Genomic DNA, 15,679 nt, shown 5'->3' with positions numbered 1-15,679 from the left:
GTGTTCGGACATTCCCGGATCGTGTGGTCTCGCTGGGCAGTCCGCGTCGTCCGCGACGTCCGCGAGAGTTCGGGATCTCGGTGCCAAGCCCTCACCTGCTGCGCTCCCCGAGGGAACCGGGACTACCAGGTAGTGACTTGATCTAACAAGCACAGGTATAACTTGTTCTCATGTTGTCGGAGTGAGGAAGATCACATGACTCACACAATGACGTGTGACAACGGTTTGAAGGGTCCTTCACGACGTTCGTTCATTGCTGGAACAAGTTCTATTCTTGGCGTGGCTGCCCTCGGGGGCGTCGCGCCGGTGGCCCAGGCCGCGGCCTCGATCGGTGACGCTGCCGTCGTTCCCGCTCTCGTGATCGGCACCGGCTACGGTGGTTCCGTGACGGCCCTGCGCCTCGCCCAGGCCGGAGTCGACGTCCACATGGTCGAGATGGGCATGGCGTGGGACACCCCCGGCGCGGACGGCAAGGTCTTCGCCAACACCACCACACCCGACCAGCGCTCGTTCTGGTTGCGCACCAGGACGAAACAGCCGCTGAGCAACTTCCTCGGCTTCCCGATCGACAAGACGATCCCGAAGTACACGGGGATCCTCGACGCGGAGGAGTTCGCCGGCATCACCGTCTACCAGGGACGCGGTGTCGGCGGCGGCTCGCTCGTCAACGGCGGCATGGCCGTGACGCCCAGGCGGGAGAACTTCGCCGACGTCCTGCCGACCGTGAACCCGGACGAGATGTACGGCACCTACTACCCGCGCGCCAACGCCGAGCTGGGGGTCGGGCTGATCCGGCCGGAGTGGTTCGACACGACCAAGGCCTACCAGTACGCGCGGGTCGGCAGGAAGCACGCGCAGCGGTCGAACTTCCCGTACGTCTTCGTGCCCACCGTGTACGACTGGAACTACATGGAGCAGGAGGCCGCCGGGACGGTCCCGAAGTCCGCTCTCATCGGCGAGATCCTCTACGGCAACAACCACGGCAAGAAGTCGTTGCAGAAGTCGTACATCCCCAAGATCAGGGCGACCGGTCGCGTCACCATCTCGCCGCTGCACAGGGTCGTCGACGTCAGGCCCGCCACGGGCGGCTACCGGGTCACCGTCGAGCAGCTCGACACCACCGGCGACCCGATCGCGGTCAAGGAGGTGACCGCGGCGAAGGTGTTCTTCGCGGCGGGCAGCGTCGGCACGAGCAAGCTGCTGGTGAAGCTGAAGGCCACGGGCGCGCTGCCGAACCTGAACGGCGAGGTCGGCAGGGGCTGGGGCGACAACGGCAACGTCATGTGCGGCCGCGCCAACCACATGTGGGACCCGACCGGCGAGCTGCAGTCGTCGATCCCGACGCTGGGCATCGACAACTGGGCGGCGGGCGGCGCCTTCGCCGAGGTGGCGCCGCTGCCGACCGGGATCGAGACCTACGCGTCGTTCTACCTGTCCATCACGAGGACCCCGCACCGCGCCCGGTTCACCTGGAACGCCGCCGCGGGCAAGGTCGACCTCGACTGGCAGACGGCGTGGAAGGGCGTCTCGATCAACGCCGCCAAGACCATCTTCGACAGGATCAACTCGAAGGAGGGGACGATCTACCGGACCGACCTCTTCGGCGTCTACAAGATCTGGGGCGACCACCTCACGTACCACCCGCTCGGCGGCGCCGTGCTGAACAGGGCGACCGACAACCACGGGCGCCTGCACGGGTACCGGGGTCTGTACGTCGTGGACGGAGCGCTCATCCCCGGCTGCACCGTCGTGAACCCGTTCGTCACGATCACGGCGCTGGCCGAGAGGAACATCGAGAGGATCATCGCCACCGACTTCTGACGCCCGGTCCTGTCCGGACGGTCAGAGCTCCGGGAGCACGCACAGCGCGTCGAGGCCGAACACCCGGTTCAGCCGGCCGAACACGAGCCAGGCCCCGATGCTCATCGTGAGCTCCACGACCTCCACCTGGGTGTAGTGCCGGGTCATGCGCGACCAGAACTCGTCGTCGAGACCGTGGTGGTCCAGTGCGTACCGTTCGGCGTACTCCGCGGCCAGTCTCGCCCGGTCGTCGAAGGCGTCGGTGGTGCGCCACCGGGCCACCGCGTCGACGAAGCCGTCCTCGACCTTCACGCCGTCGCGCTCGGTCCGCCAGTCGAGGCAGAACAGGCAGCCGTTGATCTGCGCGATCCGCAGCCGCGCCGCCTCGAACTCGCGCAGGCCCAGCGTGGTGTGCTGGTACACGGCGAGGGAGAGGTTCGCGGCGGCGACGCCGATGCCGGGCACCAGCTCACCCCACACGTACCCGATCGGGTCCTTGCCCTCGGGGATGTCGATGTTCACGGCTTGCCCCTTCCGAGCTTGCCCGCGACGGGCCGCAACGGGACGTCGAGCGCGTCGTAGAGCCCGGGTTCCTGCTCGGCCAGCCAGTCGACGGCGTTGACGATGCGGCCGACCGCCGTGGCGTTGCCGCCCGCCGACCGGTTCTCGCCCTCGTCCACGGCCTCGACCGAGACCTCGATGCGCGGCCGGCCCTCGATGATCACCTTGTGCGCACCGTCACCGGACGGGGGCATCGGCCAGTCCGGCGCGCAGGAAGCGTGGATGCGCGTCACGTGCTCGATGACGATCAACGGCTCACCGCCGACGATCCCCTGGACCTCGAACCGGATCGCGCCCTGCGTGCCCGCCTCGAACTCGCCCATGCACCGCGTCGTCACGGTCCCGTCGAGCGCGCGCCGGTCGACGGTCTCGCGGATCTCGTCGACCTCCGCGCCCAGGGCCCTCGCCATCAGCCGGATCTGCCCGCCCCACACCATGGTCGGCACGCCCGGCATGAGCATCGGCGCCTGGTAGTCGAGAGGCTGCCCGAACCCGATCAGCCACCGCACCGCGTCGGGCTGGTCGTAGGTGGAGTAGTCGAAGATCTCCTGGCACCGCACCGCGTCGACGGTGTGCCCGAGCCCGCTGACCATCAGCGGCAGCACGTCGTTGCCCCAGCCGGGGTCCACGCCGGAGACGAACAGCGACCCGCCGCCCTCCGCGATCGCCGCTAGAACCGGTTCTCGCAACTCGGGTGGCGCGCTGCGGTGGTCGTACAACGCGTACAGCGACGGCGTGACGACGACGGCGCCCGCCCTGATGGCCTTCGTGATGTCGGCGAGTGCGTCGTCGGGCCTGATGTCACCCGACGCCGCGTAGACGACGGCGCGCGGTCCGGTGGCCAGCACCGCGTCGACGTCGGTGGTGGCCGCGACTCCGAGCTCGTGGTCCAGCCCCGCGAGATCGCCCGCGTCCCGGCCCTGCTTCTCGGGGTTGTGGACGACCACGGCCGTCAGCTCCAGCCCCGGATGGGCCTCGACGGCCCGGATCGCGGCACGCCCGACGTTTCCCGTACCCCACACCACTGTGGCGATCATGCGGGTAGACTAACTAGAACACGTTTCAGTTTACAAGAGTCCATCAGACGTAAAGGCGCTGCGGTCAGTCCGGCAGCAGCGGCACCGAGATCCCCGGATCGCGCCCGATCGACGTCGCCCGCGTCACCGACCGGGACCCGAACCGGTCCCGCACGTGGTCCAGTGCCGCGTCCAGCGCCGCCGGTTTCCGCTCCTCGAACGGCAGCGCCATCTGCACCGGCGTCTCGTCCTCCAGGTTCGTCAGCGACACGCCCAGCAACGTGATGCCGCGGCTGGAGATCAACGGCATCGCGGCGTCGAGCAACTGCCGGGCTGCTGCCAGCAGCACCTCGGTCTCCGTCGTCGGGTACCTCACGGTGTGCGACCGGGTCGCGCGGTCGAAGTCGCCGAAGCGCAGGCGCAGCACCACGGTCCGGCACGCGCGGCGGGCGGTGCGCAGGCGCCGCGCGATGCCGTCGACCAGCGACGCGAGGATGGCGTCGAGGTCCTCCCGCGTCCGTTCCCGCCGGCCGAGCGCCCGTTGCGCGCCGATGGACCGGCGGCGCCGTCCTGTCTGGACCGGCCGCGGGTCCCTGTTGTGCGCCAACGCGTGCAGGTGCCGGCCCGCGGCCCGGCCGAGCAGCGACACCAGCGCCTTCTCGTCGAACCCGGCGACCTCGCCGACCGTCCGGATGCCGAGGCCGCGCAGCTTGGCGGCCGTCACCTCGCCCACGCCCCACAGCCGTTCGACCGGCAGCGGGTGCAGGAAGTCGAGCTCGTGGCCGGCGGGCACGACCAGCAGGCCGTCCGGCTTCGCGACGCCGCTCGCGACCTTGGCGAGGAACTTCGTCCGCGCCACCCCTACCGTGATCGGCAGGCCGACCCGCTCCAGCACGGCCGCCCGCAGGCGTGCGGCGATCACCTCCGGCGGGCCCGCGATCCGGTGCAGGCCGCCGACGTCGAGGAACGCCTCGTCGATCGACAGGCCCTCGACCAGCGGCGTCGTGTCGCGAAACACCTCGAAGACCGCCTTGCTCGCGGCGGAGTAGACCGGCATCCGCGGTGGCACGACGATCGCGTGCGGGCACAGCCGCCGCGCCCGCGCGCCGCCCATCGCGGTGCGGACGCCGAACGCCTTGGCCTCGTAGCTCGCGGCCAGGACCACCCCGCCGCCCACGATCACCGGACGACCGCGCAGGCCCGGGTCGTCCCGTTGCTCGACCGACGCGTAGAACGCGTCGAGGTCGGCGTGCAGGATCGGGCTGCTCACGAACACATGTTCGCATCCGTCACCCGATCAGAACAGCGTGGTCACCTGATCGCGCGGGCGATCGGCCAGGCGCCGGGCGCGGTGTTGGACAGAACCGTCGCGGTCGTGCCGGTGTGCGGGTCGTGGGTGGACTTGAACGACTGCCCGGCGTCGTACCCGGCGAGGAGCACGGTGTCACCGGTCCGGTGCAGCCAGAAGCCGAGGCCGTAGCGCAACGACTCCTCGGGAACGTCGTGGCGCGGCCGCACGGCCTCGTCCGCGTAGCCGCTCGCGAACAGCGCACGCCAGAACTTCGTCATGTCGCCCGCGGTGGTGTAGATGCCGCCGTCGCCGTTCGCGAGCACGGGCAGGTGGAAGACGTTGGTCCGGTCGACGCCGTCGAGGTAGCCCACCGCCGCGTCGCCCGGCAGCTCGTCCGACCGGAGGAACCCGGTCCTGGTCAGGCCGAACGGGTCGAGCACCCGGTCGCGGACGAGGTCGTGGTAGCCCCGGCCGGAGGCCCGTTCGGCGAGCAGCGCGAGGACCACGTAGCCGCCGTTGCAGTAGCCGAAGCGCTCACCGGCGCCGAACTTCGCGGGGTGCCCGTCGAGCAGCGGCAGGAACGCCTCGGTGGTCGTGAGCCGGTGCACGTCGCTGATGACGTAGTCGTCGGCCTCCCAGTCGCCCTCCTCGTCGAGGTAGTCGCCGATGCCGGACGTGTGCGTGAGCAGGTGCTCGACCGTGACGTCGCCGGCGATCAGCGGGAGGTCGTCGCCGAGCAGCGACCGGGCCGTCGTGCCGAGGGTGAGCGCGCCTTCCCGGACCAGCGACAGCACCGTGAGGGCGGTGAACCCCTTGCCGCCGCTGGCGATGCCGAACCGGGTGTCGACCGTGGTGGGCACGCGGTGGGCGCGGTGGGCGAACCCGTACGCCTTCTCGAACTCGACCTCGCCCGCGCGGTCGATCCGCACCACGCCGGAGAAGCCGGTGTCCCCGGCGATCCTGTCGATGTCCTCGTGCGCCATTGGCGCAGGCTAGACCCGGCGGGCGGGCGCGCCGAAACGGATTTCCGCCCGGCCGGCCGCGGGGCCGGGCAACCGATCCCGCGGGCATCCCGTTTCGGGCAGTGTCGGGTCAGCCGGCACTCGGGAAGGGACCACCCGGTCTTGTCGCACGCCACGCTCCAGCGCACCGCCGAGGTGCGGACCGGCGCACCACCGCCGCGGCGGTGGCCGTTCGCGCCGGCCGTCACCGCGCTGCTGGCCCAGATGGCGATCGCCATGGTCACGACGGCGGTGCAGCAGACCCCGACCGCCGACGAACCCGTCCACGTCGGTGCCGCGGCCGTCTACCTCGAGCAGCACAGCCTGCGCTACAACCCCGAGCACCCGCCGCTGGGCAAGCTCGTCATGGCGACCGGGCTCGCGTTCGCCGGCCTGCGGCTCGACCTGGGCTTCTCCGGCGACCAGACCGAGCTCGGCCGGCACGTGCTCTACGGGCAGGGCAACGACCCGGGGGAGGTGCTGCTGCCGGCCAGGCTGCCGATGATCGTGCTGATGCTGCTGTTCGGGCTGGTCGTCTTCCGGTTCGCCGCGGACATCTCGACCAGGACCGGCGGCCTGCTCGCGTTGGCGCTGCACGCGTTCTCCCCGGGCGTCATCGCGCACGGCTCCCTGGCCACGCTGGACGTCCCGGTGACCGGCTTCCTGCTGACGTCGGCCTGGCTGCTGTGGAGGGCACGCGACGACCCGGCGCTCCACCTGCCGCTCGCCGGGCTCGCGCTCGGCGCCGCCGTGGCGACGAAGATGAACGCGTTGGCCGCCGTTGCGGTGCTGCTCGTCCTCGCGGTCTGGCGGCACCGCGCCAGGGCCACCTGGCTCGTGGTGGTCGCGCTCGCGGTCGTGTGGGCGACCTACCTCGCCGTGGATCCGTTGCTGCGCTGGGAAAGCCCGCCGGACCTGCCGTCCGCGCCGGTCGGCTGGCTACCGCTGCCCGAGCCGTACCTCGACGGGCTGCGCGCGCAGGCCGGGTTCGGGAACCGGGTGTGGGGCGGCTACCTGTTCGGCACCCACTACGACGGCTCGCACTGGTACTACCTGCCGGCCGCGTTGCTGGTGAAGACACCGGTCGGCGCGCTGCTCCTGTGGTGCGCCGGGGTCGTGGCGCTGCTCGAGGAGAAGCGCGAGGCCGCCCTGCACCTGCTGGCCCCCGCGGCGGTGTTGCTGGTCGTCGCCATGAGCGGGAACCGCGACCTCGGTGTGCGGTACGCGATCGCCGCGCCGGTCTTCCTCGCCGTGGCGGCCGCCGTGGTCGCGCACCGGCGCTGGGCCGTGCTCGCGGCCGCGCTGGTCGCCGTCAGTTCCCTGTGGACGTTCCCGTACTACCTGCCGTACTCCAACGAGGTGTTCGGCGGTCCGTCGAAGACCCACCTGCACCTGCACGACTCGAACGTCGACTGGGGCCAGGACCTGGGCAGGCTCGCGGAGCGGCTGAAGCGCTACCCGGGCGAGCGGTTGTGGCTCGTGTACAAGGGCGCCGGCGTGCCCGAGCACTACGGCGTCCACGCCGCCGACCCGCGCGAGGCCGAGCCCGGCGACGTGCACGGGCTGCTCGTCGTGTCGAACACCGCCATCGCCCAAGCGGGCGACCGCCTCCGCGCGTTGCTCGGCACCAGCGCGCCGATCGACTCGGTCGGGCACTCCATCACGATCTTCCGCAGGCCCTGACCGCGAGAAAGTTCCGTACCCCTACGGATGCGGACCCTGATTGTTCCGCACCGGGACTCCTCCGACAGTGATCGCAGCGAACGGCCGCCGTCCCTGCCCTGAGGTGGGCGTTCCCGAGATCCCGAGAGGAACTGACGTGACGAGAACACCACGGTCCTGGGGCCTGCTGGCCCTGGTCGCGGCCACGGTGCTGACGCCGGTCAGCACCGCGCAGGCCGCGCCCCGCAACGCCCCTGCCGCCACTTATCTGGGGGACACCGTCCCACGAGCCTCGGCGACGCCTCACCCCTGTTCGCGGGCGGGCAGAACGCCACCGTGAGCGAGTTCCCCGGCATCGTCGCGGGCATCCGCGCCGGCGGCACCCGCCCGGAGGGCCAGACCTGCTCCGGCACGGTCGTCGCACCGCGCAAGATCCTCATCGCGGCCCACTGCGCGGATGCCCAGGGGGAGAAGAAGTTCGTCTACGGGCTCGACGACCTCGCGGACCACGACGGCGGCGCCGGCAGCGGGTTCGCCGTCGGCGTCGTCAGCTACAAGAAGCACCCGAAGTACGTCAACTTCGACCAGGGGTACGACGTCGCCGTCGTGACCGTCGACCGCGACATCGCGCTCAAGGGCGGTGCCGCGTACCCGGCGTTCGCCACCTCGGCGGACGCGGGCGGTGCCGCGCCGGGCGCGACGGGCGTCGGGTTCGGCTACGGCAAGAAGGACTTCAACGACACCTCGCAGGACGTCACCCTCGACAAGGCGAGCCTGCCGATCGTCAACGGCGACAGCACCTGCCAGGGCGTCGGCGCGGGCTTCAAGTCCGCCACCATGATCTGCGCCGGCTACTCCGACGGCCGCACCACCATCCTGCCCGGCGACAGCGGCGGTCCGCTCGTGGTCGGCGGCAAGATCTACGGCGTCGCGTCCTGGAGCCGGTCGGACTTCAAGTGGTACTCGATCTACGGCCGCCTCGACAACGAGATGGGCGACTGGGTGAAGACCGAGGTCGGCTCGCAGCCCCCGGTCGGTGACTTCGGCCTGTCCGTCGCGCCGGGCAGCGGTGCGGTGGCGGCCGGCAGGACGGTGTCCGCCGGCATCACCACCACCGCCGGGTCCGGTGGCGCGGAGAACGCCACCCTCTCGGCGAGCGGCCTGCCCAGCGGGGTGAAGGCGGTCTTCCAGCCGGCGTCGGTGACCACCGGCGACTCGGCCAAGGTCACCTTCGACGCGAGCACGACCGCGCCGAACGGCACCTACGAGATCACCGTCACCGGCACGACGCCGAGCGGCAAGACCGCGTCCGGCAGGTACTCGCTGACCGTCACGGGCGGCGGCGACCCGCAGCCCGGCGACTTCACGCTCGCGGCCTCGCCGGGCAGCGTGAAGGCGGCCAAGGGGAAGTACGTCTCCACCACCATCTCCTCGACCGGTGGCGGTCAGACGATCACCCTCTCGGCGAGCGGCGTGCCCAGCGGTGTGAAGGCGGCGTTCCAGCCGGCGTCGATCGGCGCGGGCAGCTCGGCCAAGCTCACGCTGGACGTCTCGGCCACCGCGACCGCCGGCACGTCGAGCATCACGGTCACCGGCACCGACGCGGGAGGCACGACCGCCACCACCACGGTGTCGCTGACGGTCGAGGGCACCGAACCGCCCACCGGTGAGGTCACCGTGACCGCGACGCCGTCGTCCGCCACCGTCCGGCAGGGCCTGCTCGGCCAGACGCTGGTGAAGGCCTCCGGCGGCACCGGGAACCTGGCGCTGACCGCCTCCGGTGTGCCCGCGGGCGCCCAGCTGTCGTTCAACCCGGCCACGATCGGCCAGAACGGCAGCAGCAACGTCTGGATCTTCACGAACTTCTCCACCCCGCCCGGCACCTACCCGATCACGATCAGGGCCACCTCGGCCGACGGGAAGACCGGCACCACGACGTTCACGCTGACCGTCACCCGGTAGGGCGAAGACGTGCGGGGGGTGGCCGCGGAAGCGACCACACCCCGCACGCGTGTTCCGGCTACACCGTCAGGGTCCAGGTGTCGATGGTGCCGGTGTCGTAGGTGTAGACGTCCTTCACCTGCAGCTTCCAGGTGCCGTTGCGCGCTTCCGAGGACAGGTCGACGGTGTAGGTCTCGTGGACCCCCGCCGAGGACGAGGCGCCGCCCGCCTTCTTGAGCACGTAGGACCTGCTGGAAGGGCTGACCAGGTCGATGGCCAGATCACCCGTGTAGGTGTGGTTGATGTCGACCTTGACCGTCGCCGAGGCCGTGGCGTTGCCGGTGCAGCCCGAGATGGTCACCGACGACGAAACCGCGGTTCCGTTGTCCGGGATGGCCACGTCGTCGCCGTTCGTGCCGGGACCGCACTGCGGGTCGGGACCGCCGCCGACGAAACCGCTGTGCAGCAGCTTGTTCGGCGAACCGGTGCCCGGGTTGGTGACCTTGCCGTCGGTCGCGTTGCCCACCACCGCGTCGCGCAGGGCCTGCGGGCTCGCGGACGGGTTGGCCGACAGGTACAACGCCGCGACACCCGCGACGTGCGGGGTGGCCATGGACGTGCCCGACATGCTCGTGGCACCGCCGTTCAGCCCCAGCGAGGTGATGTTGTCACCGGGGGCGAAGATGTCCGTGCACGAGCCGTAGTTCGAGAACGAGGCACGCGCGTCGTTGGACGAGGTCGCGTTGACCGTGATGAGGGACGCGATCTTGGCGGGGCCGGTGGAGCAGGCGCTGGTCGAGCTGTTGCCCGACGCGACCGCCATCTGCACGCCGGAGGCGATCATGCCGGCGATGGCGTCGTTGCCGATGTCCGCGGTGTCGAAGGTCCAGGAAGCGTTGACCACGGCGGGTTTGCGGGCGTTCGCCGTGATCCACTCGATGGCCTTGACGCCGGCCGAGTCCGGACCGTTGGCCGTGCAGTTCGTGCCGAGCATGCGGACCGAGACGAGCTTGGCCTTCTTGGCCACGCCGTAGGTCTTCGAGCCGACCGTCCCGGCCACGTGGGTGCCGTGGCCGGAGCAGTCCTGGCCGTTCTGGCCGTCCTCGATGAAGTCGGCGCCGACGGACGCGCGGCCCTCGAAGTCGGCGATCCCCGTCTTGATGCCGGTGTCGGTGACGTAGACCGTGACGTTCGACGCGCCACCGCCGGGGTAGGTGAACTTCCTGTCCAGCGGCAGCGAGGCCTGGTCGATCCGGTCCAGGCCCCACGTCGGGTCGGTCTGCACGTCGAGCGCCTTCGCGGTGCCGTCCTGGTACACGGCCTTGACGGCCGGGTCGGCCGCCAGCCTCCGCGCCGCGGCCTCGGTCAGGTTCGTGACCTGGAAACCGCGCAGGGCGTGGGAGAACACGGCGTCGAGTGTGCCGCCGTACTTCCGGGTGAGGGCCTGGGACGACGCCTGGACGGCGGCGCCGGGCTCGAGGGACACGATGAAGCTGCCGCCGGCCGCGGGGCTTTTGGCCCGGACGAAGTCCGCCTCAGCCGCCTGAGCCGGGGTGACGAGCAGGGCGGAGGTGACGGCGAGAACGGCGAGCCCGCAGGTGGTGCGGTGCATGGGAGGTCCTTCCGGGCGTCGTCAGAACGTCAGGGTCCAGGCGTCGATGTTTCCGGCGTCGTAGGCCCACACGTCGGTGACCCGCAGCTTCCAGGTGCCGTTGCGGTCCTCGGCGGAGGCGTCGACGGTGAACGTCTCGTGCACGCCGCCGGTCGAGGTGGTGCCGCCGGCCTTCTTGAGGCTGTGGGCCGCACCGGACGGACCGACCAGGTCGATGGCCAGGTCGGCGGTGTACGGGTGGTTGATGTCGACCTTGACGCTCGTGGTCGCCGAGGCCTTGCCCGTGCAGCCGGTGACGTTCACCGACGAGGTCACCGCGGTGCCGTTGTCCGGGATGGCCACGTCGTCGCCGTTCGTGACGGCGGCGCACGGTTCGGGGTCGGGACCCCCGCCGCCGAGGTAGCTGATGTTGAGCAGCTTGTTCGGCGAACCCTGCGGATCGGTGATCTTGCCGGTCGTCGCGTTGTTCACCAGTGCGTCGCGAACCTGGGCAGGGGTGGCGGACGGGTTCGCGGACAGGTGCAGCGCGGCGGCGCCGACGACGTGCGGGGTGGCCATCGAGGTGCCGCCCATCGACGTGGTGCCACCGCCGTTGCGGGTCGACGTGATGTTCGAGCCGGGGCCGAAGAGGTCGACGCACGAGCCCCAGTTCGACGCCTGGCCGCCGGTGTAGATCGAGCGCCTGTCGGCCGAGTCGCTGGCGGCGACCGTGATGCCCTCCGGCAGGCGGGCGGGGGAGGTGTTGCAGGCGTTGCCGTTGTTGTTCCCGGCGGCCAGGCCGAACGTGACACCGGTCGCGATGGCGCGCTTCACCGCGCTGTCCACAGTGGAGTCCGCGCCACCGCCGAGGCTCATGTTCGCCACGGCGGGCTTCCGCGCGTTCTGGGCGACCCAGTCGATGCCCTTGATGATCTGCGAGTACTGCCCGTTGCCGGAGCAGTCGAGCACGCGGACCCCGACCAGGCCGACCTTCTTCGCGACGCCGTACGTCTTCGACCCGACGGTGCCGGCGACGTGCGTGCCGTGGCCCTGGCAGTCCGAGGCGTCCGGGTCGTTGTCGATGAAGTCGTAGCCGTCCTTGGCCCGGCCCTCGAACTCCGGGTGCGCCTTGTGGATGCCGGTGTCGAGGATGTACGCGGTCACGTTCGACGCGGTGTTCGGGTAGGTGAAGCGCTGGTCGAGCGGCAGGTTCGCCTGGTCGATCCGGTCGAGGCCCCAGGTCGGGCCGGTCTGGGTCTCGGACATCCGCGCCCAGCCGTCCTGCTGGACGTAGGCGACGGACGGGTCGGTGGCGAGCCGCCTCGCCGCCGCCTCGTCCATCTTCACCGCGAAGCCGCGCACCGACGCGACGTAGGTGTTGGTGACCTTGGCGCCGTGCTTGCGGGCGAGGTCGAACGCCTTCGCGTTGGTGGCCGGTGCGTCCGTGGCGCCGTCCTTGAACACCACGACGTAGCTGCCCGCGACGGGGTCGGCGGTCCTCTGGACCGAGCCCGTCTGAGCGGACACGGGACTGGTCATCGCCGCCGCGACGGCCAGGCCGACGCCGGCGGCCGCCAGTGCGCGCGTTGTGCGGTCGAGTCGCATCTCGGGTTCTCCGTTCTGGCCGCCGCTGCAGGGATGGGCGGCACGTGCGGATCACCATCGAGCGGCGCCGGAGCGCGAACAATCCGGACATCGCTACGTAGGGATACCCGACTTTCACCTAACATCGGTGCGGATGAGCCGGACACCGAGGTCCAGGGCGCGCCGTGGCGACCCCACCGGACTGATGAGAACCAGCTCGCCGGTGCTGGTGGGGCGAGGTGACCAGCTCGGCGCGCTGCGCGCCGCCGTGCCGAACCACCCCGCGGTGATCATGGTCGAGGGTGAGGCGGGCGTCGGGAAGTCACGGCTGGTGCGCGAGCTCCTCGACTCGGACCTGGGGCCGATCTCCGTCCTGATGGGCCACTGCCAGCCGGTGGGCGAGCCGTTCCCGTACGGGGCGGTGCTGGAGGCGTTGCGCGACTGCACGGAACGCCTGGCGCGCAACCACTCGCGGCTCAGCCCGGTGTCCGGTGTGCTCGGTGTGCTGCTGCCGGAGCTCGCCGGGTACCTGCCCGCGCCACCACCTCCGACCGGCGACCCGCGCGCCGAGCGCCACCGGCTGTTCCGGGCGATGCGGGAGCTGATCGGCGTGCTCGGCCCGGTGCTGCTCGTCGTCGAGGACCTGCACTGGGCGGACGACGGTTCGCGGCAGCTGCTGCGGTTCCTGATGGGCGATCCGCCGGCGAACCTGTCCATCGTGGTCACGTACCGGCGCGAGGACGTGCCGGGTGGCGTGCCGCTGGGTTCGGCGTACCGGCCGCCGACCGGCATCACCAGCGCGTTGCTCGAACTGGTGCCGCTCGACGTCGTCGAGGTGCGGGCGCTGACCTCGGCCATCCTCGACGGCGAGCCCGTGTCCGCGGAGTTCGCCGCCAAGCTGCACGAACGCACGGCGGGCATCCCGTTCGTGGTCGAGGAGACCCTGCGCGCGCTGCGGAACCCGGCCGGTGCGGTGCACGCGGACGGCGCCACGGCCCGCCGGTTGCTCGACAACGTCGACGTGCCGGTGCTGTTGCGCGACGCGATGGCCGAGCGCCTGGCCGCGTTGCCCGCCACCGCCACCCGGCTCGTCCAGGCCGCCGCCGTGCTGGGCGCCCCCGCGTCCGCCGAGTTGCTGGCCGCGGTGGCTGAGACCTCCGAGAGCCGTGAAGCGCTGACGCACGCGTTGACGGGTCACGTCCTGCACGAGGTCGACGCACGGCGGTACGGCTTCCGGCACGCTCTCGCGCAGCAGGCCGTCTACGACACGTTGAGCGGTCCCGACCGGCAGGCGCTGCACCACCGCGCCGTCGAGGTGCTCGACCAGGTGGAGCCCCGTCCGCTGGTCCAGCTCGCCGAGCACAGCGAACGCGCCGGGAGCACGTCCGCATGGCTGCGTTACGGCGAGGCGGCCGCGGACAGGGCCGTGGAGATCGGTGACGCGGGCACCGCCACCGCCTTGCTGCAACGCCTGCTGCTCGACCCGGCCGTGCCCGCGGCCGACGTCGACCGGCTCGCGATCAAGCTCGGGCAGATCGCCCACCAGGGCCTCGACCAGCTCGACCCGGCCGAGGCGCTCGAGCGCCTGCTGTCCGACCGGCGGCTGTCGACGGCCGCGCGCGGGCAGGTGCGCTTCTACCGCGGCGTGCTGCTGATCCGGCAGGCGGGCGGTGTGGAGGAGGCCCGGTCCGAGCTCGAACGGGCCGTCGCCGACCTGGCGGAACGGCCGGACCTCGCCGCGCGGGGCGCCGCCGTGCTGGGGCTGTCCTACCTCGGCGACGCCCCGATGAGCGAAGTGCGGCCGTGGCTCGACCACGTCGACCGTGCGCGCAAGGAGTTCGACGACCCCGAGCTGAAGATGTCCCTGTACGCCAACGTGGTCGGCTCGCGGATGCACACCGGTGACCCGGAAGTGCTGCCCGGTTTGGAGTTCCTGCCCGCCGGCACGCCCGGTGAGCTGCGCCAGCTCGCCCGTGCCCACTGCAACCTCGCCGATGCCCTGACCACCACCGGCCACTTCGGCCTGTGCGCGGACCTGCTGCGCGACGGCCTGCGGTTCGCCTCGGAGTGCGGGGCCCCGTTCGTCGCGAGCACCGCGCACGCCACGCGGGCCCGCCTCGACTGGCTGACCGGGGGCTGGGACGGCCTCGCCGAACGGGCCGCGGGCCTGCTCGACGAGTACCGCGACCTCTTCCCGCTGGCCAGCGAGCTGAGCCTGGTCCTGGGCTGTCTCGCGACGGCGCGCGGTGAGTGGTCGGAGGCCACGAGCTACCTCACCGAGACCGGCGCGTTCGCCCCCGAGGAGTCGATCGCGCCGGTGGCCATCGCGGGCTGCGCCGCGCTGGCGAGGACCATGCTGGCCCAGGACGAGGTCACCCGCGCCTGCGTCGACGTCGACCGCGGCCTCGCCATCGTCCGCGCGAAGGGCGTCTGGGTGTGGGCGACCGAGCTCGGCCCGATCGCCGTGGCGACGTTCCTCGCGGCCGGCCGGGAGACCGACGCCGAGGCGTTGATCGCGGAGATCGCCACCGGCATCGAGGGCCGCGACGCGCCGATGGCGTTCGCCGCGCTCGCCTGGTGCCGGGGCCTGCTCGCCGAAGCACGCGGTCGGCTCGACGACGCCGTGTCGCTGCACCGCGAGGCGGCCGGCCGCTACGCGGCGCTGCCCGCGCCCTACTTCGCCGCGCTGGTCGCCGAGCGCGAGGCGGGCTGCCTGCTGCCGTCCGACCAGGAGAAGGCCGCCGAGGCCCTGTCCGCCCTGGTCGACACCTTCGACGCCCTCGGCGCCACCCGCGACGCCGCGCGGTGCCGGCACCGGCTGCGCGGCATCGGTGGCGGCAAGCCGTCGCGGCGGAGGCGGCGCGGCTACGGCAACGAGCTGTCGCCGCGCGAGCAGGAGGTGGCGCGGCTGCTGGCCGCGGGGCACACGAACCGGAAGATCGCCGACGTGCTGTTCCTGTTGCCCCGGACCGTGGAGCAGCACGCCGCGCGGGTGCTGCGGAAGCTCGGGGTGTCGTCGCGGGTGGAGCTGCGGGCCGAGGATTTCGCCTGAGGCCTGTGTCGAAGTCCATGTCCGCGATAGCCGGGCCTGAGGGGCCCAGAGGCACGGTCGACCGACCCACGTACAACACCGGTATGCGGGTCGATCGGCCGCACCGCCAGGAACCACCTCAGGCGCGACTCTCATCGAACGGGACTCCGACACAGGCCCTGGCGGCACACGGCCGGCGGC

Annotated in this window: 11 protein-coding genes; 5 read left to right on the top strand and 6 right to left on the bottom strand. The window is 71.5% G+C overall.

The window, feature by feature from the left end; translation table 11 throughout:
• Positions 1-207 precede the first annotated feature (207 nt).
• Positions 208-1,821 carry a GMC oxidoreductase gene (locus V1227_RS10200; protein ID WP_329793995.1) on the top strand — a complete coding sequence of 538 codons (1,614 nt, stop codon included), beginning with the start codon at positions 208-210 and terminating at the stop codon, positions 1,819-1,821.
• A 21-nt stretch (positions 1,822-1,842) separates the two neighbouring features.
• Here V1227_RS10200 and V1227_RS10195 read toward each other — a convergent pair whose 3' ends face one another.
• The 4 genes from V1227_RS10195 to V1227_RS10180 all read right to left on the bottom strand — a co-directional run bounded on the left by V1227_RS10195 (position 1,843) and on the right by V1227_RS10180 (position 5,651).
• Entirely contained in the window at positions 1,843-2,322 is a 480-nt protein-coding gene (locus tag V1227_RS10195) for a carboxymuconolactone decarboxylase family protein (protein WP_329792262.1), read from the bottom strand.
• Positions 2,319-3,398, bottom strand: coding sequence for an NAD(P)H-dependent amine dehydrogenase family protein (locus V1227_RS10190; protein ID WP_329792261.1), 1,080 nt, complete (start codon positions 3,396-3,398; stop codon positions 2,319-2,321). Before V1227_RS10190 ends, V1227_RS10195 begins: the two co-directional genes overlap by 4 nt.
• Before the next feature lie 64 nt (positions 3,399-3,462).
• Positions 3,463-4,653, bottom strand: a complete 1,191-nt coding sequence (gene dinB / locus V1227_RS10185) for a DNA polymerase IV (protein ID WP_329792260.1) — start codon at positions 4,651-4,653, stop codon at positions 3,463-3,465.
• Positions 4,654-4,688: 35 nt separating this feature from the next.
• Positions 4,689-5,651, bottom strand: coding sequence for a serine hydrolase domain-containing protein (locus V1227_RS10180; protein ID WP_329792259.1), 963 nt, complete (start codon positions 5,649-5,651; stop codon positions 4,689-4,691).
• A 141-nt stretch (positions 5,652-5,792) separates the two neighbouring features.
• On the opposite strand from V1227_RS10180, the gene V1227_RS10175 reads away from it, so the two are divergent.
• From V1227_RS10175 to V1227_RS10165, 3 genes are all read left to right on the top strand, one after another.
• The gene (locus tag V1227_RS10175; protein WP_329792258.1) at positions 5,793-7,352 is read left to right on the top strand and encodes an ArnT family glycosyltransferase; all 1,560 of its coding nucleotides are present in this window, start codon (positions 5,793-5,795) and stop codon (positions 7,350-7,352) included.
• Positions 7,353-7,488: 136 nt separating this feature from the next.
• On the top strand, positions 7,489-7,671 hold the full coding sequence (locus V1227_RS10170; RefSeq protein ID WP_329792257.1) for a hypothetical protein: 183 nt from the start codon (positions 7,489-7,491) through the stop codon (positions 7,669-7,671).
• On the top strand, positions 7,668-9,293 hold the full coding sequence (locus V1227_RS10165; RefSeq protein ID WP_329792256.1) for a trypsin-like serine protease: 1,626 nt from the start codon (positions 7,668-7,670) through the stop codon (positions 9,291-9,293). Before V1227_RS10170 ends, V1227_RS10165 begins: the two co-directional genes overlap by 4 nt.
• Before the next feature lie 58 nt (positions 9,294-9,351).
• Here the strand turns inward: V1227_RS10165 and V1227_RS10160 are convergent, their stop codons facing one another.
• Complete coding sequence (locus V1227_RS10160; protein ID WP_329792255.1) at positions 9,352-10,884, bottom strand: S8 family serine peptidase; 1,533 nt, start codon at positions 10,882-10,884, stop codon at positions 9,352-9,354.
• A 21-nt stretch (positions 10,885-10,905) separates the two neighbouring features.
• A complete protein-coding gene (locus tag V1227_RS10155) occupies positions 10,906-12,468 on the bottom strand; it encodes a S8 family peptidase (RefSeq protein WP_329792254.1) in 1,563 nt (520 codons plus the stop codon).
• Between the two features lie 184 nt (positions 12,469-12,652).
• Between V1227_RS10155 and V1227_RS10150 the strand changes: the two genes are divergently transcribed.
• Positions 12,653-15,499, top strand: coding sequence for an ATP-binding protein (locus V1227_RS10150; protein ID WP_329792253.1), 2,847 nt, complete (start codon positions 12,653-12,655; stop codon positions 15,497-15,499).
• Positions 15,500-15,679 lie beyond the last annotated feature (180 nt).

Source organism: Lentzea sp. DG1S-22 (genome assembly GCF_036321065.1).
Lineage (GTDB): Bacteria > Actinomycetota > Actinomycetes > Mycobacteriales > Pseudonocardiaceae > Lentzea > Lentzea jiangxiensis.
The sequence above is the reverse complement of the archived record's forward strand: the minus strand, read 5'-3'. Positions and strand labels throughout refer to the sequence as shown.

Coding starts and splice junctions, on each gene's coding strand:
- V1227_RS10180 (WP_329792259.1), bottom strand. CDS start 5,651: ATGGCGCACGAGGACATCGACAGGATCGCCGGGGACACCGGCTTCTCC.
- V1227_RS10200 (WP_329793995.1), top strand. CDS start 208: ATGACGTGTGACAACGGTTTGAAGGGTCCTTCACGACGTTCGTTCATT.
- V1227_RS10190 (WP_329792261.1), bottom strand. CDS start 3,398: ATGATCGCCACAGTGGTGTGGGGTACGGGAAACGTCGGGCGTGCCGCG.
- V1227_RS10150 (WP_329792253.1), top strand. CDS start 12,653: ATGAGAACCAGCTCGCCGGTGCTGGTGGGGCGAGGTGACCAGCTCGGC.
- V1227_RS10155 (WP_329792254.1), bottom strand. CDS start 12,468: ATGCGACTCGACCGCACAACGCGCGCACTGGCGGCCGCCGGCGTCGGC.
- V1227_RS10160 (WP_329792255.1), bottom strand. CDS start 10,884: ATGCACCGCACCACCTGCGGGCTCGCCGTTCTCGCCGTCACCTCCGCC.